The 21,518-nt window shown below is 43.9% G+C and carries 24 protein-coding genes; 10 read left to right on the top strand and 14 right to left on the bottom strand.

Annotation, left to right across the window (positions count from 1 at the left end; all coding sequences use genetic code 11):
* Nucleotides 1–161 precede the first annotated feature (161 nt).
* Together CKV74_RS05705 and rlmM are read left to right on the top strand one after the other, a co-directional pair.
* The gene (locus CKV74_RS05705; RefSeq protein ID WP_007242940.1) at nt 162–1,055 is read left to right on the top strand and encodes a transcriptional regulator GcvA; all 894 of its coding nucleotides are present in this window, start codon (nt 162–164) and stop codon (nt 1,053–1,055) included.
* Nucleotides 1,048–2,136 carry a 23S rRNA (cytidine(2498)-2'-O)-methyltransferase RlmM gene (rlmM, locus tag CKV74_RS05700; RefSeq protein ID WP_007242972.1) on the top strand — a complete coding sequence of 363 codons (1,089 nt, stop codon included), beginning with the start codon at nt 1,048–1,050 and terminating at the stop codon, nt 2,134–2,136. The genes CKV74_RS05705 and rlmM overlap by 8 nt, the downstream gene beginning before the upstream one ends.
* 128 nt (nt 2,137–2,264) lie before the next feature.
* Here the strand turns inward: rlmM and CKV74_RS05695 are convergent, their stop codons facing one another.
* Genes CKV74_RS05695 through ccmA form a run of 12 tightly spaced genes read right to left on the bottom strand, consistent with a single transcriptional unit; the run spans nt 2,265 to nt 10,244 of the window.
* Nucleotides 2,265–2,561: a membrane lipoprotein lipid attachment site-containing protein gene (locus tag CKV74_RS05695; RefSeq protein ID WP_007242840.1), complete on the bottom strand. Its 297-nt coding sequence runs from the start codon at nt 2,559–2,561 to the stop codon at nt 2,265–2,267.
* Between the two features lie 2 nt (nt 2,562–2,563).
* Nucleotides 2,564–3,097 (bottom strand): DUF8095 domain-containing protein, encoded by a 534-nt coding sequence (locus tag CKV74_RS05690; protein WP_095176855.1) that lies wholly within the window; start codon nt 3,095–3,097, stop codon nt 2,564–2,566.
* Between the two features lie 16 nt (nt 3,098–3,113).
* Nucleotides 3,114–3,509: an SMU1112c/YaeR family gloxylase I-like metalloprotein gene (gene gloA2, locus CKV74_RS05685; RefSeq protein ID WP_007242839.1), complete on the bottom strand. Its 396-nt coding sequence runs from the start codon at nt 3,507–3,509 to the stop codon at nt 3,114–3,116.
* Complete coding sequence (ccmI, locus tag CKV74_RS05680; RefSeq protein WP_095176854.1) at nt 3,509–4,432, bottom strand: c-type cytochrome biogenesis protein CcmI; 924 nt, start codon at nt 4,430–4,432, stop codon at nt 3,509–3,511. Before ccmI ends, gloA2 begins: the two co-directional genes overlap by 1 nt.
* On the bottom strand, nt 4,432–4,896 hold the full coding sequence (locus CKV74_RS05675) for a cytochrome c-type biogenesis protein (RefSeq protein ID WP_007243023.1): 465 nt from the start codon (nt 4,894–4,896) through the stop codon (nt 4,432–4,434). Before CKV74_RS05675 ends, ccmI begins: the two co-directional genes overlap by 1 nt.
* A complete protein-coding gene (locus tag CKV74_RS05670) occupies nt 4,896–5,441 on the bottom strand; it encodes a DsbE family thiol:disulfide interchange protein (RefSeq protein WP_095176853.1) in 546 nt (181 codons plus the stop codon). Before CKV74_RS05670 ends, CKV74_RS05675 begins: the two co-directional genes overlap by 1 nt.
* Nucleotides 5,442–5,457: 16 nt before the next feature.
* Nucleotides 5,458–7,407: a heme lyase CcmF/NrfE family subunit gene (locus CKV74_RS05665; protein ID WP_095176852.1), complete on the bottom strand. Its 1,950-nt coding sequence runs from the start codon at nt 7,405–7,407 to the stop codon at nt 5,458–5,460.
* Nucleotides 7,404–7,940: a cytochrome c maturation protein CcmE gene (gene ccmE, locus CKV74_RS05660; protein ID WP_007242914.1), complete on the bottom strand. Its 537-nt coding sequence runs from the start codon at nt 7,938–7,940 to the stop codon at nt 7,404–7,406. Before ccmE ends, CKV74_RS05665 begins: the two co-directional genes overlap by 4 nt.
* A complete protein-coding gene (ccmD, locus tag CKV74_RS05655; RefSeq protein ID WP_007242995.1) occupies nt 7,937–8,140 on the bottom strand; it encodes a heme exporter protein CcmD in 204 nt (67 codons plus the stop codon). Before ccmD ends, ccmE begins: the two co-directional genes overlap by 4 nt.
* Nucleotides 8,141–8,166: 26 nt before the next feature.
* Nucleotides 8,167–8,907, bottom strand: coding sequence for a heme ABC transporter permease (locus tag CKV74_RS05650; protein WP_007242944.1), 741 nt, complete (start codon nt 8,905–8,907; stop codon nt 8,167–8,169).
* A gap of 30 nt (nt 8,908–8,937) precedes the next feature.
* Nucleotides 8,938–9,603, bottom strand: coding sequence for a heme exporter protein CcmB (gene ccmB / locus CKV74_RS05645; RefSeq protein ID WP_095176851.1), 666 nt, complete (start codon nt 9,601–9,603; stop codon nt 8,938–8,940).
* Nucleotides 9,600–10,244 carry a cytochrome c biogenesis heme-transporting ATPase CcmA gene (gene ccmA / locus CKV74_RS05640; protein WP_007242829.1) on the bottom strand — a complete coding sequence of 215 codons (645 nt, stop codon included), beginning with the start codon at nt 10,242–10,244 and terminating at the stop codon, nt 9,600–9,602. The genes ccmB and ccmA overlap by 4 nt, the downstream gene beginning before the upstream one ends.
* 284 nt (nt 10,245–10,528) lie before the next feature.
* Here ccmA and sodA point away from each other — a divergent pair, with 284 nt between their 5' ends.
* Together sodA and CKV74_RS05630 are read left to right on the top strand one after the other, a co-directional pair.
* Nucleotides 10,529–11,182: a superoxide dismutase [Mn] gene (gene sodA, locus CKV74_RS05635; RefSeq protein WP_007242985.1), complete on the top strand. Its 654-nt coding sequence runs from the start codon at nt 10,529–10,531 to the stop codon at nt 11,180–11,182.
* 231 nt (nt 11,183–11,413) lie between these two features.
* Nucleotides 11,414–12,727, top strand: coding sequence for a nucleobase:cation symporter-2 family protein (locus tag CKV74_RS05630; protein ID WP_007242956.1), 1,314 nt, complete (start codon nt 11,414–11,416; stop codon nt 12,725–12,727).
* A 149-nt stretch (nt 12,728–12,876) separates the two neighbouring features.
* On the opposite strand, the gene CKV74_RS05625 is transcribed toward CKV74_RS05630, so the two are convergent.
* Complete coding sequence (locus CKV74_RS05625; RefSeq protein ID WP_039847872.1) at nt 12,877–14,142, bottom strand: HlyC/CorC family transporter; 1,266 nt, start codon at nt 14,140–14,142, stop codon at nt 12,877–12,879.
* Nucleotides 14,143–14,242: 100 nt separating this feature from the next.
* Complete coding sequence (locus tag CKV74_RS05620) at nt 14,243–15,025, bottom strand: cytochrome C assembly family protein (protein ID WP_095177137.1); 783 nt, start codon at nt 15,023–15,025, stop codon at nt 14,243–14,245.
* Between the two features lie 138 nt (nt 15,026–15,163).
* Here CKV74_RS05620 and ffh point away from each other — a divergent pair, with 138 nt between their 5' ends.
* The 6 genes from ffh (at nt 15,164) to CKV74_RS05590 (ending at nt 21,423) form a co-directional block, all read left to right on the top strand.
* Entirely contained in the window at nt 15,164–16,552 is a 1,389-nt protein-coding gene (ffh, locus tag CKV74_RS05615) for a signal recognition particle protein (protein ID WP_007242941.1), read from the top strand.
* Nucleotides 16,553–16,800: 248 nt separating this feature from the next.
* The gene (gene miaB, locus CKV74_RS05610) at nt 16,801–18,225 is read left to right on the top strand and encodes a tRNA (N6-isopentenyl adenosine(37)-C2)-methylthiotransferase MiaB (RefSeq protein ID WP_095176850.1); all 1,425 of its coding nucleotides are present in this window, start codon (nt 16,801–16,803) and stop codon (nt 18,223–18,225) included.
* Between the two features lie 173 nt (nt 18,226–18,398).
* On the top strand, nt 18,399–19,070 hold the full coding sequence (locus tag CKV74_RS05605; RefSeq protein WP_007242932.1) for a CsgG/HfaB family protein: 672 nt from the start codon (nt 18,399–18,401) through the stop codon (nt 19,068–19,070).
* A gap of 23 nt (nt 19,071–19,093) precedes the next feature.
* Nucleotides 19,094–19,495 carry a DUF4810 domain-containing protein gene (locus CKV74_RS05600; RefSeq protein WP_007243006.1) on the top strand — a complete coding sequence of 134 codons (402 nt, stop codon included), beginning with the start codon at nt 19,094–19,096 and terminating at the stop codon, nt 19,493–19,495.
* Nucleotides 19,492–20,163 carry a DUF799 domain-containing protein gene (locus tag CKV74_RS05595; RefSeq protein WP_007243085.1) on the top strand — a complete coding sequence of 224 codons (672 nt, stop codon included), beginning with the start codon at nt 19,492–19,494 and terminating at the stop codon, nt 20,161–20,163. The genes CKV74_RS05600 and CKV74_RS05595 overlap by 4 nt, the downstream gene beginning before the upstream one ends.
* A gap of 48 nt (nt 20,164–20,211) precedes the next feature.
* A complete protein-coding gene (locus CKV74_RS05590) occupies nt 20,212–21,423 on the top strand; it encodes a BaiN/RdsA family NAD(P)/FAD-dependent oxidoreductase (RefSeq protein ID WP_039847888.1) in 1,212 nt (403 codons plus the stop codon).
* Nucleotides 21,424–21,518: the final 95 nt, after the last annotated feature.

The following is a 21,518-nucleotide window of genomic DNA, read 5'->3' as shown; positions in this document are numbered from 1 at the left end:
TGAAATTCATTAACACATAAGAATCAACCTAAAGTATGCGCGCATTGTAGGGATAAGGAAGTGCTCCGACAAGTGACGATTTCTTATTCTAGATATAAAAAAAACTAATCCGAAAACCCCATAACCCCCTGGAAAAACGGTTAATTGGCCAAAATAAATTTATGTATAAACGATTGCCTCCCTTGAATTCACTGAAATCCTTCGAATCTGCTGCACGTCATTTGAGTTTTACAAAAGCGGCTGATGAACTCTTTGTTACCCAGGCTGCAGTCAGCCATCAAATTAAATTATTAGAAGATTTCTTAGGCGTTACTCTTTTTATTCGTAAAAATCGTTCCCTAGAGCTAACCGAATTTGGCAAAGTTTATTTTGCCGATATCAATAAGATTCTACGCCGTCTGAATGAAGCGACAGAACGCTTATTGAGCCTAAAAAGTAATCCGCACCTTACTATTAGCGTACCACAAACCTTTGGCAGCCAATGGCTTATCCCACATTTAAGTGAATTTAACCAACTGCATCCGGAAATAGAAGTTCGTATTGAAGGAATGGATCAGGATGAAGGCCTACTCGGCAAAGAAATTGATATTGCAATCTATTATGGAAAAGGTCACTGGGAGAATCTGCAGGTTGATCGTCTTGGTGAAGAAAATCTTCTCATCTTAGCTTCCCCCAAATTACTCCAAGAGAGTCCTATCGAACAACCTTCCGATTTGACTAAACATACGCTCATTCACACCCATACCCGTGATAACTGGCGAGCAATGACCTCGCATTTAGGCTTGGATGAACTGAATATCCAACAAGGACCACTATTTAGCCATACGTTTATGGCGCTGCAGGCGGCGATACATGGTCAAGGCATTGTGCTGGCTAACCAATTATTGGCGCAGCAGGAAATCGATCAAGGCCATCTGCAAATTGCCTACCAAACCCAACTACGCGATCCTAAAACCTTTTATGTGGTCAATCACTTAGATCGCTTAGATGACAAACCTATCCAGGCTTTTCGCAGTTGGATCATTAACTCAATAAAATATAAAGAAAATGAATAAATTAGCCCTTTATTGCCGCAGTGGTTTTGAAAAAGAAGCCGCAGCAGAAATTAACGCTAAAGCCGCCGAACTAGGTGTTTTTGGTTTTGCTCGCGTAATCGATAATAGCGCTTATGTGATTTTTGAATGCTATCAACCCGGCGAGGCCGATCAATTGGCCCGTCAATTACCTTTTAACGAATTGATTTTTATCCGCCAACTGATTGTCGTCAGTGATTTGCTACAAAATCTCGATCCAACGGATCGCATCAGTCCAATTTTGGCGCAGTATCAAGTGCTCCATCAACGCCTCAATCTGCAAAAAGCCAGCGAGCTTTGGTTGGAAACCGCCGATACCAATGAGGCTAAAGAGCTATCTACTCTCTGCCGTAAACTCACGGTGCCGTTGCGCCAACGCTTAAAGAATCAAGGTTGGTTAAAAGGCCTACCGCACCAAGGTATGGTTCTGCATGTTTTCTTTATCGCATCCAATGCCTGCTATGTGGGTTATTCCTATGCTGATAATCATGCACCTTACTTTATGGGCATTCCGCGTCTGAAGTTCCCGGCCGAAGCGCCAAGCCGCTCTACCTTAAAATTGGAAGAAGCAATTTTAACCTTTATCCCTCGCCAAGAAGAAGCCAAACGGCTTAATGAAAATATGCGTGGTGTGGATTTAGGAGCCTGTCCAGGCGGCTGGACCTATCAGTTGGTAAAACGTGGGCTATTTGTTTATGCGGTAGATCACGGCAAAATGGCGGATAGTTTGCATGAAACCGGGCGTATTGAACATTGCCCTGAGGATGGTTTTAAGTTTCAACCGCCCAAACGTCAGCAAATTGATTGGTTGGTTTGCGATATGGTGGAACAACCAATTCGCATTGCCGAGCTAATTGCCAAATGGTTAGTCAATGGTTGGTGTCGGGAAACTATTTTTAACTTGAAACTACCGATGAAAAAACGCTACTTGGAAGTGCAACGTTGTTTTGATTTACTACGCGACCGTCTGCAAAATGCGGAAATTCCCTTCCGTTTACAGGCCAAGCAGCTTTATCACGATCGCGAAGAAATCACTGTGCATATTCGCTTGTTGAATTCTTAAAACGCCCTATCGGATTTCAAAGCTTTTACCAAAACAGCGCGTAAATCATTGATTTTATTAGCATTAAGTAAAAAACAAAAACGGCAGCGCAATTTATTAGCGCTGCCGTTTTTAATAGCTGGCTTGATTTACCAACGATGACGATGGTATCCGAGTCCAATGGTTGGTACGACTACCGGCGTATACACACCGCCACGTGAATATTTGGTTCGATTGTCACTACGATTCATTGGCATCGGATCTTCACCTTGCTGTGCTACACGGGCTTTATCCTTGGCTGAAACCGTATGGCCACTGGCAACTTGGTTTTGATAGCGCTGTACTGCGCGCATGTCATATACCGGTTGGCTCGGTGTGGCTGGTTGCGGTGCAGTACAAGCGCTTAGGTAGAAGGTCGCGACAATAGCACAAAGTATTTTTTTCATACTTACTCCTTAATACAAATAATACGATTAAGCGTATCTTTTGCTTCATCCAGTTGAGGCTGTGCCCGTTCGTGCGTATTTTTACCCTCTCTGGCTTCCTGTTCCCGAATTTCTTTCATTTTTTTCGGGTCACTGACAGAATACACCGGAACATATTGAACGTTACGCGATTTTCCTTTTTGATAAATCGTTGCACCGACAATCCCGCCGTAATACTCGTCCTCATTATCCGGCGTAACATAATAATTAGTGGTATTAGTTAGATCTACGCCATTTCTACTCACGAAACCATGACAAACGCCAGCTCCGGAAATAAAAATAGAGCGAGAGGAACCTTCCTCGCTCAAATTGTAAACTTCAAACTCAACACTATTTGCCAATTCGCGAATGTCTTTTTGAGACAATCCGGCCTGGTTTACTTGTTTTTTGGCCCCATCGACCACATAGCTGGTCCCGTTATTCACTGCTAATACCGATACGGAAAAGCATGAAACGGCAAAGGCTGAAAGCCAATGACGATAGAAGGACTGAACCATAATTATTCCTTAAGTATCAATCTACCTGATAAAGTTCAATGGGAAGATCGTCAGGATCACGCAGAAAAGTGTACTGCATTCCCGTTAATTCATCAACCTGTAACGGCTCGCAGACAATTCCGCGAGTTGTAAAATAAGCCACTGCCTGCCCAATATCTGTGGTCTTAAATGCCAAATGCCGTAACCCGCAAGCCTCAGGATAACTCGCTCGCGGAGGCGGATTTGGAAAAGAAAAAAGCTCAAGCTGAGAACCGTCGGCAAAACGTAAGTCTAATTTATAACTTTGCCGCTCAGCGCGATAGGTTTCCGTCAAGATCTGCGCCCCTAAAATATCTACATAAAAAGATTTAGAACGCGCATAATCAGAAGCGATAATCGCAATATGATGGAATCCTTGAAGCGGTGTTGCCATTATTGCTGTGCTTTTTCCGGAGTGATGCTTCTCGCCTTTTCTTCTTCCTGTAAAGCCAAGGCATCACGAGCCGCCCGAATACTTTTTTCAATCAGCGGCACTCGTTCATCATCAGCAGGAATCAAACGTAACATCATAGCCCAAGTGACTGCGGCCATTTTATAGTCCTCCGTCTCAAAATAACGGAAAGCCAATAAACTTAGCGCATCGAAATTCGTATGATCCTGGCGAATCACTTCACGCAATAAATCACTACCCTGAGCTTTATCCGTTGGATCTTCGGAATACATTAGGACCTTTGCATACGACAATTTATACTGCAAATTCTCAGGTTCCCGCTTAGCCGCCTGTTGATAGCTATCATAAGCCAAACGACCATTGCCTAAATTCATCCCCAGTTGTCCTAATAACCACCAATTTTTGGCATTTTTCGGATCTTTTTGTAAATCCATACGTAAGGCAACGGCAAATTGTTCCATTTCAGCCTCAGTCATTGGTTTGGTATCTTCTTCCTTCATGCGTTCGAGGAAATAAGGCAATTTTTGATAGGTCTTATCCATCATACTTTCCGCCTGCCAAGCACCGACTGGAAAATATGCCAAGCCCCCAATAATAAACAAGGACAGTAACCCGGCAATAAACCAAAGTTTACCATAACGTTTATCTTCAATTACCGCAGGCGCTTGGCTCTGTGGAATATCTTCCAATAAGGTTTTTTGTAATTCACTTTTCAGTGTTGTGGCATTCTCAACCAAGCCTTGCGCATCATCCTCATCAATTTCTTTTAAACGGGAAAAATACAAAGCCTTATTTAATTCATCACGTTGTGTTTGGGCTTTTTTCTTGCCCTTACCTAATAGTGGATAAAAACCAATGACAGCAACGATGATGGTCAACAGCACCGCAATTAATGGCAAATTCATTACTTATCCTTTTCCTTTAATAATTCATTTAATCGGCTTTGTTCCGAATCATCTAAAACCGTTTGGAGTTCAGACTCTGTCGGTGATCGTTTTTTACTTCTGAATAACCATGCCACACCGCCTAATAGCAATACTATCGGAGCCGCCCATAACACCCAGGTTGCCGCAGTAATCGGTGGATCGTAAGTAACGAAATGGCCATAGCGTTGCACCATATAATCCACAACTTGCTCTTTGGATTTTCCTTCCTGTAACAATTCAAATACTTTACCGCGCATATCTACAGCAACAGTCGCATTCGAATCAGCAATGTTATTGTTTTGACATTGTGGGCAACGTAATCCTTCGGTAAGGCTGTGATAATCTGCTTCCTGTTGGGGGGAGCTAAAGCTCAATGCATCAATTGCTGCACCAGCAACGGAAGAAGCTAATAACACGGTGGCAAAAATAGCGGCTTTTATCATTATTTCACCTCCGCCAGTTTGTCATATAAAGGTTTAAGGGTTTCATTCCATACCTTTTCATTCACATCTCCGGCCAAGCGATAATGAATAATCCCATTGCCATCAATAACAAAAGTTTCCGGTGCGCCATAAACGCCTAAATCCAAGCCGAAAGAACCCTTTTCATCTTTTAAAACCAGTTTATAAGGATTACCTAAATCACGTAGCCATTTCACTGCTTTTACAGATTCATCTTTGTAATCCAAACCTATGATGGTTACGCCTTGTTGGGCTAATTGATTTAAATATTGATGCTCTGCATAGCAGGTTGGGCACCAAGTTGCCCAAACATTCAATAGAATCGGTTTGCCCTGTTTGAAAATTTCATTCCCGTAGCTTTTATTTTCTAACAAATCGTTTAAGGTTTTCATTGGTACCGGTTGACCAACCAGCGCCGATTCCAATGCTTTAGGATCTTCGCCTTGCGCGTTACGGCCTAATTGCACTAAAAATGTCAACGCAATTGCTAGAAAAACAATTAAAGGGATAAGCAGTTTTTTATTCATAGTATTCAAATCTTAATTAGGATTGACGAACCAATTTACTAAAACGATAACGACGGTCAAACATACACAACAAGCCACCTAATGCCATAAACAGTCCGCCCAACCAAATCCAGCGAATGAACGGCTTATAATATAGCCGCAATGCCCAGGAATTATCATCGAGTTTTTCCCCAAGAGCCACATACAGGTCACGGGTTAATCCCCAATCAATAGCGGCTTCCGTCATCGACATTTTACTTACCGTATAAAAACGTTTTTCTGCCTTAAGGGTAGCTTCCAGTTGCCCATCGTGAGTAACATCAATCTGCGCCAGCCCTCCCAAGTAATTTGGTCCATTGGCATCATGTACTCCACTAAAAGTGAAGGTGTAATCAGCGATCTCAACACTATCCCCGACTTTCATACGCACATCGCGTTCCACGCTGTAATTCTGACTAAATGCTATGCCCCATACAGTCATCGCAATACCGAGGTGAGCCAAAATCATGCCCCAATGGGAACGGGAAAGTTTCGTTATCCCCTTAAAAAAACCTTCACGATGAGTTGCCCGCTGCTGCATTTCATAAAGACTGAGCAACACAATAATCAGCGTCATCATGGTGCCCAGCACCGCACTTAAGGTGATTCTATCTTGTAGCCAATAAGGTAAAGCAAAACCACCAATAGCCATTAAAATCACACTGACTACAACCGGCGTACGGATTGCTGAAAATTGATCACGACGCCATTTTACTAATGGCCCAATGCCCAATAACAAAGCAAAAGGTGTCATGATAATCAGGAACATTTGATCAAAAAAAGGTGCACCTATTGAAATAGTCCCTAAACCCAACTGCTTGTGTACCAGTGGCAATAAGGTGCCTAAAAACACCACACTCAGTGCTGTCATGAGCAAAATATTATTCAATAACAGCATACTTTCACGGGAATATTTTTCCGCATTATCGCGCGAACGAATTTGGTTACCTTTGTAGGCATAAAGAGCCAAAGAACCGCCGATAACGATAACTAAATAGGCTAAAATATACAGCCCTCGGGTTGGATCTGCCGCAAAAGCATGCACCGACACCAAAATACCGGAACGAACTAAGAACGTACCTAACAAGGAAAGGGAAAATGCCAAGATCGCAAGAAGGACCGTCCAGGCTTTAAATGATCCCCGTTTTTCAGTAACCGCTAAGGAGTGAATTAAAGCAGTACCGGCCAACCATGGCATAAAGGAAGAATTTTCTACCGGATCCCAGAACCACCAGCCGCCCCAGCCAAGCTCGTAATAAGCCCACCAAGACCCTAACACAATACCGATAGTTAAAAAGACCCAAGCAGCCATCGTCCAAGGGCGTGACCAACGAGCCCAAGCTGAATCCAATTTACCGGTCATTAACGAAGCAATTGCAAATGCAAAAGCCACGGAAAATCCCACATAGCCCATATACAATAACGGTGGATGGAAAATTAAACCAATATCCTGCAACATTGGATTTAGTTCTCGACCGTCCACAGGAAAATCTGGGAAAGTACGATTAAACGGATTAGAGGTAAATAGCACAAACAGTATGAAACCGATGCTAATCAAGCCCATAATACCTAATACTCGAGCAACCGCTTCTTGTGGCAAATGACGACTTAATAGAGCGACTGCTGCACTCCATAGGGAAAGTAACCAAATCCATAATAATAAGGAACCTTCATGGGAGCCCCAAACAGCCGATAAGCGGTAATACAATGGTAATTGGGTATTGGAGTTATTAACCACGTATTGCACGGAGAAATCATTCACCGCAAACAGGTAAAATAGCGCACCAAACGCAATGGATAAGCAAAGAAAAAGCGCCATTGTTAACGGGCGGGCTAATGTCATTAATTGATTATTGCCCTTAGCTGCGCCCCATAATGGCAAAACGCCTAAAAATAACGAAACGCCCAAGCCCAACGCTAAGGCGTAATTACCCAATTCAGCCATCATTGCGCGCCGCCTTGTGGGTTATTTTGCTGCATTTGTTTGTATTGTTTATCCTGTGCGCTTTCATTTTTTAGATCCACTCCCATCGGGTTATGCACTTTTTGCATTTTCTCACCCAATTCAGGTGGAACATAATTTTCATCGTGCTTAGCCAACACTTCCGATGCTTCAAGTAACGTAGGCTCTTTTAATACACCTTGTGCCACAATCCCCTGCCCTTCACGGAATAGATCCGGCAAAATACCTTCGTATTCCACAGTAATTGACGGCCCAATATCATCTAGATCAAATTTTACTTTTAAACTTTTCGGATCACGCACTACCGAACCTTCAACTACCATGCCACCGACCCGAATACGCTGACCGACTTCCGGTTTTTGTGTAGGGTCATCGTTTTTACCATTAACAATTTCTGATGGCGTATAAAATAAGTCGATATTTTGGCGTAGCGCAAAAAGAACCAGGCCGGTTGCAATTGAAATACCGAGCAGCACAAAAACAATTAAAGATAAGCGGGATTTACGTCTTGGATTCATAGTGTTTGTCCCTTATTTGACTGCTGTAGACGAACTTCCCGTTGGGTTTCACGTAACACATTACGTAATACGGCCTGACGAGCTCGTTTGCTTTGTACGGCCAAAATCACTAATGCGACCAAGCTAATTCCATAACTAAGCCAGACATAAAAGCCGTAGCCGCCCATATTGATAAAATCACTCCAACTCTGGAAAAACATTTTCCACTCCCTCAAAAATAATCAAACTATTGCAATTTTGCGGCTAACTCTTTCACCCAAGGACGTCTACTGTCTTCTTTTAGCAATTCAACACGATAACGTACCAAGGTGAACCAAATGGATAAGAATAAGAAACCGAAAATACATAAAATCAATGGAATTAACATCGGTGTTGCGATAGAAGGTTTCTCAAACTTAGTGATACTGGCGCCTTGATGCAGGGTATTCCACCATTCCACAGAGAAATGAATGATCGGTAAATTAATCACCCCAACGATACATAAAATCCCCGCGGCTTTTGCACCAACGGAACGGTCTGCAAAGGCTGAATAAAGTGCCAATACACCGATATACAGGAAAAATAAAATCAATTCAGCGGTTAAACGGGCATCCCAAACCCACCAAGTCCCCCACATTGGTTTTCCCCAAATAGCACCGGTAACCAGTGCCAAGAAGGTAAACATCGCACCAACTGGAGCCATTGCAATCATGGAAAGATGAGCCGCTTTAATTTGCCATACTAAGGCAATGATCGCCGCTACTGCCATCGAACCATAAACCCCCATCGACCAAATAGCCGCCGGTACATGCACATACATGATACGGAAACTATTGCCCTGTTGGTAATCCGCTGGTGCGTAGGCCAAGCCCCACACAATCCCAACGGCTAACAGTAACAAGGAAATGCCCGCAAACCACGGACTTAATTTCCCACATAAATGATACTGGGTTTCATGTTTGGCATAAGGGTGTAACCACTTCCACATAAAAAGGTCCTTCACACAAAAATAAAAAAACTAATTATCTACGCTAATCCGCAATGCAGCGGCAATTGCAAACGGGGTAAAAGTCACGGCAGCAACAGTCATCGCAGCCAAAATTGCCAATTGGCCGGCATAGGATAAATTTAACGCGGCCGCATCTAAAATCGCCGAAGCAAAAATCAATACCGGAATAAATAACGGCAATACCAACAAACTCAATAACACGCCGCCTTTACGTAAACCGACGGTTAACGCCACGCCGATTGCCCCCAGGCAACTTAAAATTGGTGTTCCCAGTAATAAAGTCAGCACTAAAGCCCACCAAATATTGATCTCCAAGGAAAGCAACAAGGCGGCAATCGGTGAAAGCAAAATCAATGGCAACCCGGTTAACAACCAATGTGCAATGACTTTCGCCAAGGCTGTCAGCGCCAAAGGTTGAGCGGTTAACATCAACTGTTCCAACGAACCATCGATATAATCGTCGCGAAATAATCGTTCAAAGGAAAGCAACGCCGACAATAACGCCGCCACCCAAGCCACCCCCGGTGCAATGCGTGAAAGCAGTTTCGGATCTGGACCAATCACTAAAGGGAATAGGGTAATAACGATCAAGAAAAACCACAACGGATTTAAAATCTCCGCCTGTTTACGGGTGGCTATAAGCAGCTCCCGTCGAATAATCTGCCTAAAAATCATTGGCTCTCCGTGCGGCTTTTAAAATGGGCTAAGTTTAATTTTTCCAATTTCTCGCTTGGAATATCCTGGTGGCTGGTCAAAATCACTATTCCACCTTGTTCGGCATGAGCCTCAAACAATCGGGTCAATATTTGCACCCCATGCTTATCAATCGCAGTAAAGGGCTCGTCTAAAATCCATAATGGTGCTTGCGATAACCAAAGACGCGCCAACGCAATGCGCTTTTGTTGTCCAGCAGACAATTGCCCGGCTGGTAAATCTTCCCGGCCTAACAAACCGACCTTTTCCAAAACATCCCACAGCACTTCATCACCTTGGCGGGCAGCGCTCACCTGCTGATAAAAACGCAAATTCTCCCAAGGCGTCAGTTCCGGTTTAATCCCAGAATAGTGCCCTAAATACAACAAATTGGCCGCATACTCTTCGCGTTGGCGACGAATATCCCGACCATTCCAATTCACTTGTCCTGTCACAGGTTGAGCCAGCCCCGCCATAATCCGCAACAAGCTGGTTTTACCAATCCCATTATGTCCTTCAATTTGCGTCAGTGACTCCACGCCAAACTCCCAAGAGAGTCCAGAAAATAATGGTTGCTCGCCCCGTTGGCAAGCCAGTTCCTGCAGATTTAATTGATAGGTCATAGTAAATAAGGGGCAAAATTACAGAACAAAAAACGGGCGGTATTCTAGCATAAGGGAAAATTTTGGCGACCTTTTCAGGCAATTTAGGCGTAACTATTTAGGCGTAGAAAATATATAGAAAGGTCGTTTTTTTGATTTAAGACAAAGTTTCCCCTATTACAGAAATTAACAAAAAAGCGCAAGATAGACTGATCAAGTATTTGCTTTTTTGTTACTATGGCTCCGCTTTAGCGCTCCACGGACTTTCCATGGAGCTTCACTCATAAAATAGAGGAACGAATATTATGGCTTACACTCTCCCGGAATTAGGCTACGCCTACGATGCACTTGAACCGCATTTCGATGCGTTAACCATGGAAATTCACCATACTAAACACCATCAAGCTTATGTTAATAACGCTAATGCGGTGTTAGAAACCTTACCGGCAGAATTTTCTGAAATGTGTTCAGGCCAATTGATTTCCCAATTGGATAAAATCCCGGCCGACAAACGTACTGCATTGCGCAACAATGCAGGTGGCCATGCCAACCACAGCCTATTTTGGAAATCCTTGAAAAAAGGCACCCAATTACAAGGCGAACTAAAAGCAGCTATCGAACGTGATTTTGGTTCCGTTGATGCCTTCAAAGCAGAATTTGAAAAAGCAGCAGCAACCCGTTTCGGTTCAGGTTGGGCTTGGTTAGTGATCAATAAAGACGGCAAATTATCCGTTGTTTCTACAGCAAACCAAGATTCCCCATTAATGGGCGTAGAAATCGCTGGCTGTGCAGGTTTCCCACTACTTGGTTTAGACGTTTGGGAACACGCTTACTACTTGAAATTCCAAAACCGTCGTCCAGACTACATCAAAGAGTTCTGGAACGTGGTGAACTGGGATTTCGTGGCAGAACGTTTTGCCGCCAAAAAAGTAGCTGATTGCAGCTGCCCGGCAAAATAAGCTCCAATATACATGCTAAAGGCGGTTTCGACCGCCTTTTCTTTTACTTGTAGTTCCCATTCCCCTCCTTCCCCCATAAAAATGCCCCCTCGAAAATAAAAGTTTTTCCGAAAATAGAATATAACCCATTGATTTTATTGACATTGACTTAAAAACAAACTTTTTAGCAATCGTTTGCCTAAAGGCGGACAAATGCGTATAATCCGCCCACTTTAAAAATGAGGAACCTTCATGAACAACAACCTGCTTTATACGGTGGAAGACAAACCACCCTTCGGTTTAAGCCTACTTTTAGCCGCTCAACACCTCCTGGCTGCCCTCGGCGGTATCATCGCTGTGCCCTTGGTTATCGGTAACGTACTCAAACTCCCCACCGCCGATACGGTTACTCTCGTCAACGCCGCCCTCCTGATTTCCGGCGTAGTCACCATCATTCAATGTAAAGGCTTGGGGCCTGTTGGAATTCGCCTACCAAGCGTGATGGGAACCAGCTTTACCTTCGTTGCCGCGGCATTAGCCATCGGTTTTAGTGAATATGGCATTTCCGGTATTTTAGGCGCCTCCTTAGTCGGCTCCTTAGTGATGATTATCGGTAGCTTCTTTATGCCTTACATTCGTAAACTATTCCCACCCATCGTCACCGGTACCGTAGTCATGATGATTGGTCTCAGCCTAATTCCGGTTGCTGTTGACTGGTTTGCCGGTGGTCAACGCGGAGATGCCAACTACGCCACCCCGGAAAACCTGATGATGGCCAGCTTTGTTTTAATCATTGTGGTGACATTAGTGCAATGGGGAAAAGGCATTTTCTCCGCTGCCGCCATCGTCATTGGAATGATGACTGGCTATGTGGTGTGCCTAGCTATGGGTTGGGTAAGTTTTGAAGGTGTACATGCGGCACAAGTCTTCGCTATCCCTCAACCATTACATTTTGGCCTATCCTTCCCAATTTCCGGGATTATCGGAATGTCGATTGCCTATTTAGTGACTATCGTGGAATCTAGCGGTAACTTCTTGGCGCTGGGGAATGCCACACAAACGGAAATCACCGGTAAACACTTACGCGGCGGCGTATTAGCCGATGGTTTGGGGTCTGCCTTGGCGGCCATTATGTCGACCACACCATTCTCATCTTTCTCACAAAATATCGGCGTGATTTCCCTCACCGGCGTTGCCAGCCGTCATGTGGTGGCATTAACCGGCGTACTTCTCGCCTTAGCCGGACTCTTCCCGGTATTCGGTGCATTGATCGTCTCAATTCCGTTGCCGGTATTGGGCGGTGCAGGACTAATGATGTTCGCTATGATCATTGCCGCGGGTATTCAAATGTTGGATAAGGTGGCTCGCAGCAAACGTAATGGCTTGATTATTGCGATCTCCATCGGCTGTGGTTTAGCGGTCACTACCCGTCCGGAATTACTCGACAAACTGCCACATTTCTTTAAGGAAGTATTAGGTTCGGGTATCACCGTTGGTTCCTTGTTGGCCTTAATCCTCAATTTGGTTCTGCCACAAGATAAGACCGAATCGGTAGAAAACGACTAAAGCAAGCATAAAACGCCCATTAGGGCGTTTTTATTTTAACCAAAATAAAAGCCGTGTTTGTCTCCAAACGCGGCTTTGTTTTTCAGAGTTTTTTAAATTTTAACAGCTAACCTATTGATTTATAAGGAGTTGATTTAAAAACCCAAAAATCAGGCTATTTTTACCACTTTTGCCTGTTTAATCATATTATCGGCCACTTCTAAAATGGTAATTTGTAATCCGTCAATTTCGCATACGGTGCCTTCGTTTGGAATATCTTCCAAATGTTCCAAAATATAACCATTAAAAGTACGAGCATCTTCCGTATCCAAATTCCAACCGAACATTTTGTTCAAATCACGTAGATTGGTAGAACCTTCAATAATCATGGAACCGTCCGATTGTTGGGTAACTTCCTCCTCAATAGTCGGTGCGTTTGATGTGGTGAAATCACCAACAATTTCCTCCAAAATATCTTCAAGCGTAATCAGACCTTTGATGTCACCATACTCATCTACGACTAACCCTAAACGCTCTTTATTGGCTCGGAAATTAGCCAATTGTGTTTTTAACGCCGTGCCTTCAGGGACGAAATAGACTTCATCGGCAGCGCGGATTAAGGTTTCCTTGGTAAATTCATTTTTTTCCAATAGCAAACGGAATGCTTCCCGCACGCGTAAAATCCCAAGTACATTTTCATCCATGCTGCCCTTATAAAGCACAATACGGTTGTGGGCGGCATGATTGAGCTGGCGCATAATGGCCTTCCAATCATCATCAATATCGATCCCACCGATTTCGTTGCGCGGCACCATAATATCGTCCACCGTCACATTTTCCATATCCAAAATGGATAGCAACATTTGCGGATGCTGTTCATCCGGCGTCGCTGCACCGGCTTCGGTTACGATAGAACGCAACTCTTCGCTACTAATTACCTGCTGTTGCATTTCCGGCTTCAGCCCGACCATCCGCATTAGGGATTTGGTTAAAATATTCATTGCTAAAACGATCGGATAGAAAATCTTAATCACTACCGTCAACACATGGCTGGAAATAAATGACACCTTTTCCGGATGCATCGCGGCAACGGTTTTCGGGAAAATTTCAGAAAATAGCAACATCACAAAAGTCAGCGCACCGGTAGCAATCGCCACCCCTGCATCACCATATAGGCGCATCCCGATAATGGTGGCCAAGGAGGAGGCCATAATATTTACCAAGTTATTGAAAATTAAGATAAAGCTTAACAAGGTATCGGGTTTTTCCAACAATTTTTCGGCTTTTTGCGCACCACGATTCCCCTGCCCACTGAGAAAGCGCAAGCGGTATTTATTGAGGGAAAGCAGTCCCGTTTCGGAACCGGAGAAATAAGCAGAAATCACCAAACAGGCAATAAGAATGATAAATAACGTACTAAGGGGGATACTGTCCAAGAGGAAATCCTTTTGTTGGTAAATAATCGGCAAATGCACTAGGGCATTGCCCCGATAACAAAAGGCGAACCCTGGTTCGCCTTATGCTTACAACTGATGTTTAATCAATTAAACGACTACCGAAATAGCCAATAGTGAGCAAGATGATACCTGAAATTGCATAAATAATCATCTTTTTTCCTCGCCAGCCCAAGCGCCAGCGGCCAAAACAAGCCACGCCGAATAGAATCCAAGCTAAAAAAGAAAAAATCGCTTTATGCAGATTTTCCAGAGTCACCGCTTGTAGCAAATGATAGGTGCCGGAAATCAGGGTACAGGTCAATAAGACTTCACCGGCGGCAAATAAACAAAAGAAATGTCGCTCCACCAACATCAACGGCGGTACCGCATTAGAAAATGACAGCTTACGCGCCTTCAAACGACGATCTAGCCATACAAACTGCACCGCATACAATGTGGCAATAAAACACACCGCATAGGTAAAAATGGATAAGCCAATATGAAATAGCATAGAACTGTCTTGGCTTAATAATGAAATGATATGCCCCGGCACAAAGGTTGCAGCAATTAAATTAACTATGGTAAAGGCATACACAATCGGCAACACCAGCCACATGGTCGATACATAAAACATGGCTAACGTAGCTAACAGCGCAATGATTACGCTCATTAACGAACCGATTTGCAACAAGGTGAAAGACTGTCCTTCCGCTAAATTTTCCAATACCGGCATAATGCTAATCAAATGACATAATAAGGCCGCAAACGCAGTAAGAAACAGTCCGGTTTTATGCTTGGAAGCATTTCCACCATACAATAAAAACGGCACGATCCATAACAATGCCGCCACATAAAAAATAATCGAAAGAATAGCAAACCACATAATAAGCAATCTCAGGAATAAAGGTTCGCCCATTCTAGCCTATCTTTTCCAAGGCCTGCCATAATTTTCTTGGAATTGATGAAAAATGACGGAATTTCGGTATAATCAGCGCAATTTTGAGCTCAAAACGGAATAAATATGTTTGAAAATTTATCGGATCGCCTCTCTAAAACCCTGCGCAACATCAGTGGGAAAGGTCGCTTAACGGAAGATAATATTAAAGAAACCCTACGCGAAGTGCGTATGGCTTTATTAGAAGCAGACGTTGCTTTGCCGGTGGTGCGCGACTTTATCGCCAAAGTGAAGGAAAGCGCACTTGGTGAAGAGGTAAACAAAAGCCTAACACCGGGTCAGGAATTTCTAAAAATTGTCCGCCAACAATTAGAACATGCGATGGGTGAAGCCAATGAAACCTTGAATCTGGCCACTCAACCACCGGCAGTCATTTTAATGGCCGGTTTGCAAGGGGCGGGTAAAACCACTAGTGTCGGGAAATTAGCCAAATTCCTACGCGAACGCCAAAAGAAGAAAGTCTTGGTTGTTTCCGCCGACGTTTACCGCCCGGCGGCGATTAAACAATTAGAAACCCTCGCCCAATCAGTAGGTGCGGATTTCTTCCCATCTGATGTTCAGCAAAAACCGGTTGATATCGTCAAAGCCGCATTGGCCAATGCAAAACTAAAATTCTATGATGTGCTTATCGTCGATACCGCGGGTCGTTTACATGTCGATGGCGAAATGATGGAGGAAATCAAGCAGGTACATGCTGCATTAAATCCAATCGAAACCCTGTTTACCGTGGATGCGATGACCGGTCAGGATGCCGCCAATACGGCCAAAGCTTTCAATGAAGCCTTACCGCTTACCGGGGTTATCTTAACCAAAGTCGATGGTGATGCTCGTGGTGGTGCGGCCTTGTCAATTCGTCAAATCACCGGGAAACCGATCAAATTCCTTGGGGTAGGTGAAAAAACCGATGCCCTTGAACCATTCCATCCGGATCGCGTTGCTTCCCGTATTTTAGGTATGGGCGATGTACTTTCCTTGATCGAAGACTTGGAACGTTCTGTCGATAGAGAAAAAGCCGAAAAAATGGCGCAGAAATTCAAAAAAGGCGATGATTTCACCTTAGAGGATTTCCGCGACCAGCTGCGTGAAATGAAAAAAATGGGCGGTATGATGTCCATGTTGGAAAAATTGCCGGGGGCGAAAAATCTGCCGGATCACGTTAAAAATCAAGTGGATGATAAAATGTTCCTGAAAATGGAAGCAATCATCAACTCCATGACCCTAAAAGAACGTGCCCGTCCGGAAATTATCAAAGGCTCTCGCCGTCGTCGTATTGCCTTGGGCTCCGGTACGCAAGTGCAGGATGTCAACAAATTGTTGAAACAGTTCGATGAAATGCAACGCATGATGAAAAAAATGCGCAAAGGTGGCATGGCCAAAATGATGCGCGGTATGCAAGGCCTGATGGGCGGTGGCATGGGCGGATTAGGCGGTCTTGGCGGGATGTTTAAACGCTAACCCTGTGCTGACGGAAAATACTTTTGCCCGCGCCCACTCTGACGCGGGCAAAATTTTTTAACTAAACGCCCGGTCAGTTTCCAGAGTTTTCTGAAAAATAGCACGTAACCCATTGATTTTATTAGGATTGATTTAAAAATCAGATTTCTGCTCAGAAAGAGGTAAATCCCGCATTGCTACTGGCCAGAGGGAGCGCAAATCTGTACAATAGCCGACCATTTTTTAGACTCAATTATAGTGACAAGCAAATGACGCAAAAATTACATATCAAAACCTGGGGCTGCCAGATGAACGAATACGATTCATCCAAGATGGCGGATCTGTTGTTAAATACCCACGGCTTGGAATTAACCGAAGTTCCGGAAGAAGCGGATGTGTTGCTTCTGAATACCTGCTCCATTCGCGAAAAAGCGCAGGAAAAAGTATTCCATCAATTAGGTCGCTGGAAAGAATTAAAAAAACGTAATCCCGATTTAGTCATTGGTGTGGGGGGCTGTGTAGCCTCTCAGGAAGGTGAACATATTCGTCAACGTGCGCCTTATGTGGATATCGTATTTGGCCCACAAACCTTACACCGCTTACCGGAAATGATTAATCAAATTCGCGGTGGCAAAAGCTCTGTGGTAGATGTCAGTTTCCCGGAAATTGAGAAATTTGACCGTCTACCGGAACCGCGTGCCGAAGGCCCAACTGCCTTCGTTTCAATTATGGAAGGTTGCAATAAATATTGTACCTATTGCGTCGTCCCTTACACCCGAGGTGAAGAAGTCAGCCGCCCGGTAGATGATGTGTTATTTGAAATTGCCCAACTTGCCGAGCAAGGGGTACGTGAAATTAATTTATTAGGCCAAAATGTCAACGCCTATCGCGGCCCAACCTTTGATGGTGGCATTTGTACCTTTGCTGAATTATTGCGCCTGGTCGCTTCCATTGATGGTATCGATCGTCTGCGTTTTACCACTAGTCACCCCATTGAATTTACCGATGATATTATCGAAGTGTATCGCGATACACCGGAACTCGTGGATTTCGTACATTTACCGGTGCAGGCGGGTTCGGATCGCATTTTAACGATGATGAAACGCGGCCATACCGCATTGGAATATAAATCGATCATTCGTAAATTACGTGCAGTGCGTCCAAATATCCAAATCAGCTCAGATTTCATTGTCGGCTTCCCGGGGGAAACCAATGAAGAATTCGAACAAACCATGAACCTGATCGCACAAGTGAATTTTGATATGAGCTTTAGTTTCATCTATTCTGCGCGCCCAGGCACACCGGCTGCCGATATGCCCGATGATGTAAGCGAAGAAGAGAAGAAACAACGTCTTTATCTATTGCAGGAGCGCATCAACCAACAAGCCGCGCAATATAGTCGCCGTATGCTGGGTACAGAACAACGTGTTTTGGTGGAAGGCCCATCGAAGAAAGACATTATGGAATTGACCGGCCGTACCGAAAATAACCGCATTGTGAACTTCCAAGGCTCACCGGATATGATTGGTAAATTCGTGGATATTAAAATCACTGATGTTTACACCAATTCTTTACGTGGCGATGTGGTACGCACCGAAGACCAAATGGGATTACGGATTGCCCAATCCCCACAAGAGGTAATGAACCGAACCCGTAAGGAAGACGAACTCGGCGTCGGACGTTACCACGGCTAAGAAAAAATAAATGCCGCTAAAACTGCTCGTTTTAGCGGCATTTTTTTATTGAAGAGATACCAATTAAAAAATTAATTAATGACAAAAAAATAATATTTTTTAATCACTTAGATGATTTTTATAAAAAAAGAATTTAGAATTGGCCGATTTTTATTATTGCAAAAAGGTACATTATGAAAAAACTACTTCCTATCGCCGCAGCGACTCTTCTTTCATTAGGCTTAACCGGTTGTGCAACTGAAAGTTCTAAAGTGTTAGAAAGCCCTAAAGTGAACTCTTACAACACCGTTTATAACGGTGTCAAATCCCCTATCTCCGTAGGCAAATTTGATAATCGTTCCAGCTACCAAAATGGTGTATTTTCAGATAACAACAATCAGTTAGGTAATCAGGCTAAAACCATCCTTGTTGCCAACTTACAACAATCCGGTCGCTTTACCGTGCTAGATCGTACCAATATGAGCGAAACGGCAACCGAGTCCAAAATCAAAGGGAAAAAACAAACGATTAAAGGCGCAAACTACATCATTACCGGGGATGTTACGGAATTTGGCCGAAAAACCGTTGGCGACCAACAATTATTCGGCATCCTAGGTAAAGGTAAGCAACAAGTTGCCTACGCCAAAGTGACATTAAACGTAGTGAATGTACAAACCTCCGAAGTCGTTTATGCCGTTCAAGGTGCCGGAGAATTCGCGCTGTCGAATCGTGAAGTATTGGGCTTTGGCGGTACTTCCGGTTACGACTCCACACTCAATGGGAAAGTACTCGACTTGGCCATTCGTGAAGCGGTCAATCACTTAGTGGCCGGTGTGGAATCCGGACAATGGAAACCTGCAAATTAATAAAATAAAACTAAGGAACCAATATGAAAAAATTACAACTGTTTGCCATTACGGCTACAGCGCTAATCCTTTGCGCCTGTTCCTCTCCCCGCCAAAATATTTATGCTTGGGGAACGGAAGGCGCTTATACGGAATCGGTTTATCAATCGATTAACCAAGAAGGCGATCCACAAGAACAAATTCAGCAATTACAAAAAATTATCCAAACCGCCGGTAACAGCAAAGTTCCTCCGGGTTTGTATGCACAGCTAGGTCTGCTTTATGGACAAACCGGTGACTTAGGCAAAATGCACGAAGCCTATCAAAAAGAAAGCCAACTTTACCCAGAATCGGCCCAGTTCATTAACTTTTTGCTGAATAAGGGAACAAAAAACGCTCCTGTACAAAGCACGAAAACTAACAACGCCAAAGGAGCCTCAAAATGAAAAAATATTCCTCTTTATGCATCATTTTAGGGGCAATGTTGCTATCTGCTTGTGCAGGTAAGAAAACGGCTTATGACTATACCAATTATTTAGAAAGCAAACCGCGTTCAATTTTGGTATTACCGCCAACCGATACCACAAATGAAGTCAAAGCATCCTCAGCGGTATTAGCGAATACGATTTACCCATTGGCGGAAAGCGGTTACTACGTGTTCCCTCCAGCGCTGGTAAGTGAAACCTTTAAACATAACGGCTTAACCCAAGCGCAAGAAATCCACAATGTTAACCCACAAAAATTGCAACAAATTTTCGGTGCTGATGCGGTGTTATACATCAATGTGGAAGAATATGGCGTTAACTACCAAATCTTTGATAGTGTGACTAAAGTTAAAGTACGGGGAAAATTGGTGGACTTACGCAGCCAAAAAACCTTATGGGAAGGTGCAGCATACGCGGATGATTCCAACCGTAACAACAATAACGGTGCTATTTTTGCTATGATTGCGGCGGTAGTAAAACAGATTGCTAACAATATTTCCGATAAAGGCTTTAAGGTCTCCGCCATTGCCACCGGCCGTATGTTGGATGCTTCGGGTCAGCAAGGCGACCTGCTTTACGGGCCATATCACCCGAATTATGGGCAAGATCCACAATTCAATAAAAAATAATCTTTCCAAACACACGGTATCCCAATGGGATACCGTTATCACATTGCTATGACGAACTTTATTCCAACCATTATTATTGGCGCCGGTGCAGCAGGTTTGTTCTGTGCCGCACAATTGGGCAAACTTGGGCAACAAGTTAGTGTTTTTGATAACGGCAAAAAAATCGGCCGTAAAATTCTGATGTCCGGCGGCGGTTTTTGCAATTTCACCAATTTAGATGTTTCCGCCGCAAATTACCTCAGCCAAAACCCACATTTTGTCAAATCGGCGTTAAGCCGCTTTAATCAGTGGGATTTTATCGCGAAGGTGGCAGAGCATGGCATTCCTTACCATGAAAAAGAACTGGGGCAACTCTTCTGCGATAATGGCGCTCAAGATATCGTCGCTATGCTACAACAGGAATGTGCTGCAAATGGCGTACATATTCAATTACGCTCAAGCGTTGAATCCGTCCAGCGGCTAGTGGGGCACGAAAATGCCCGTTTTCAATTACAAATCAATGGACAATCTTGGTATTGCCGTAATTTAGTTGTTGCCAGCGGTGGACTTTCCATGCCGGGGTTAGGTGCGACTCCCTTGGGGTATCAATTAGCGGAACAATTTGCCATAAAGGTTATTCCACCGCGCGCTGCCTTAGTTCCCTTTACCTATCGAGAAGCCGATAAATTTCTGGTCTGCTTAGCCGGAATTAGTTTACCTGTAACGATTCAAGCCCAATGCGACCAATCCTTTACCAACCAAATGCTTTTTACCCACCGTGGCATTTCCGGCCCGGCTGTTTTGCAAATTTCCAATTATTGGCAGCCGAATCAACACCTTGTAATCGATCTCCTGCCGCATCATTCGATTATTGAAGAAATAAAACAAGGCAAAAGCAACACACCAAAACTCCAATTGAAGACCCTACTGGGACGTTTGTTGCCAAAAAAATTAGTCGAACTCTGGCTGGAAGTCGGTCTATTACAAGATGAAACCTTAGCGAATCTCAGCAATACGCGTATGGAAAATATCGCCCAATTAATTCATCAATGGCACTTCACGCCAAATGGAACCGAAGGATATCGTACCGCTGAAGTCACTGCAGGCGGTGTGGACACTCATGCGCTGTCCTCTAAAACCATGCAAGCAAAGGATATCGAGGGATTGTTCTTTATCGGTGAAGTATTGGATGTAACCGGCTGGCTCGGCGGTTACAATTTCCAATGGGCCTGGAGTTCGGCTTTTGCCTGCGCCCAAGCAATTCATGATCTTGATCAATAAAAAATACATCAATTAAATTTTTTTCTTTTTGGGCTTGCGCCAACACTTATCCTTCAGTATAGTCAAGCCCAGTTCTATTTTTAGATAAGGCTCAA

The organism is Haemophilus pittmaniae, from assembly GCF_900186995.1.
Lineage (GTDB): Bacteria > Pseudomonadota > Gammaproteobacteria > Enterobacterales > Pasteurellaceae > Haemophilus_D > Haemophilus_D pittmaniae.
This window is presented reverse-complemented; position numbering and strand designations above follow the sequence as displayed.

What these genes read in the sequence shown, in the direction of transcription:
- CKV74_RS05705 (WP_007242940.1), top strand. Translation starts at nt 162, where the DNA reads ATGTATAAACGATTGCCTCCCTTGAATTCACTGAAATCCTTCGAATCT.
- rlmM (WP_007242972.1), top strand. Translation starts at nt 1,048, where the DNA reads ATGAATAAATTAGCCCTTTATTGCCGCAGTGGTTTTGAAAAAGAAGCC.
- CKV74_RS05695 (WP_007242840.1), bottom strand. Translation starts at nt 2,561, where the DNA reads ATGAAAAAAATACTTTGTGCTATTGTCGCGACCTTCTACCTAAGCGCT.
- CKV74_RS05690 (WP_095176855.1), bottom strand. Translation starts at nt 3,097, where the DNA reads ATGGTTCAGTCCTTCTATCGTCATTGGCTTTCAGCCTTTGCCGTTTCA.
- gloA2 (WP_007242839.1), bottom strand. Translation starts at nt 3,509, where the DNA reads ATGGCAACACCGCTTCAAGGATTCCATCATATTGCGATTATCGCTTCT.
- ccmI (WP_095176854.1), bottom strand. Translation starts at nt 4,432, where the DNA reads ATGAATTTGCCATTAATTGCGGTGCTGTTGACCATCATCGTTGCTGTC.
- CKV74_RS05675 (WP_007243023.1), bottom strand. Translation starts at nt 4,896, where the DNA reads ATGATAAAAGCCGCTATTTTTGCCACCGTGTTATTAGCTTCTTCCGTT.
- CKV74_RS05670 (WP_095176853.1), bottom strand. Translation starts at nt 5,441, where the DNA reads ATGAATAAAAAACTGCTTATCCCTTTAATTGTTTTTCTAGCAATTGCG.
- CKV74_RS05665 (WP_095176852.1), bottom strand. Translation starts at nt 7,407, where the DNA reads ATGATGGCTGAATTGGGTAATTACGCCTTAGCGTTGGGCTTGGGCGTT.
- ccmE (WP_007242914.1), bottom strand. Translation starts at nt 7,940, where the DNA reads ATGAATCCAAGACGTAAATCCCGCTTATCTTTAATTGTTTTTGTGCTG.
- ccmD (WP_007242995.1), bottom strand. Translation starts at nt 8,140, where the DNA reads ATGTTTTTCCAGAGTTGGAGTGATTTTATCAATATGGGCGGCTACGGC.
- CKV74_RS05650 (WP_007242944.1), bottom strand. Translation starts at nt 8,907, where the DNA reads ATGTGGAAGTGGTTACACCCTTATGCCAAACATGAAACCCAGTATCAT.
- ccmB (WP_095176851.1), bottom strand. Translation starts at nt 9,603, where the DNA reads ATGATTTTTAGGCAGATTATTCGACGGGAGCTGCTTATAGCCACCCGT.
- ccmA (WP_007242829.1), bottom strand. Translation starts at nt 10,244, where the DNA reads ATGACCTATCAATTAAATCTGCAGGAACTGGCTTGCCAACGGGGCGAG.
- sodA (WP_007242985.1), top strand. Translation starts at nt 10,529, where the DNA reads ATGGCTTACACTCTCCCGGAATTAGGCTACGCCTACGATGCACTTGAA.
- CKV74_RS05630 (WP_007242956.1), top strand. Translation starts at nt 11,414, where the DNA reads ATGAACAACAACCTGCTTTATACGGTGGAAGACAAACCACCCTTCGGT.
- CKV74_RS05620 (WP_095177137.1), bottom strand. Translation starts at nt 15,025, where the DNA reads ATGTGGTTTGCTATTCTTTCGATTATTTTTTATGTGGCGGCATTGTTA.
- ffh (WP_007242941.1), top strand. Translation starts at nt 15,164, where the DNA reads ATGTTTGAAAATTTATCGGATCGCCTCTCTAAAACCCTGCGCAACATC.
- miaB (WP_095176850.1), top strand. Translation starts at nt 16,801, where the DNA reads ATGACGCAAAAATTACATATCAAAACCTGGGGCTGCCAGATGAACGAA.
- CKV74_RS05605 (WP_007242932.1), top strand. Translation starts at nt 18,399, where the DNA reads ATGAAAAAACTACTTCCTATCGCCGCAGCGACTCTTCTTTCATTAGGC.
- CKV74_RS05600 (WP_007243006.1), top strand. Translation starts at nt 19,094, where the DNA reads ATGAAAAAATTACAACTGTTTGCCATTACGGCTACAGCGCTAATCCTT.
- CKV74_RS05595 (WP_007243085.1), top strand. Translation starts at nt 19,492, where the DNA reads ATGAAAAAATATTCCTCTTTATGCATCATTTTAGGGGCAATGTTGCTA.
- CKV74_RS05590 (WP_039847888.1), top strand. Translation starts at nt 20,212, where the DNA reads ATGACGAACTTTATTCCAACCATTATTATTGGCGCCGGTGCAGCAGGT.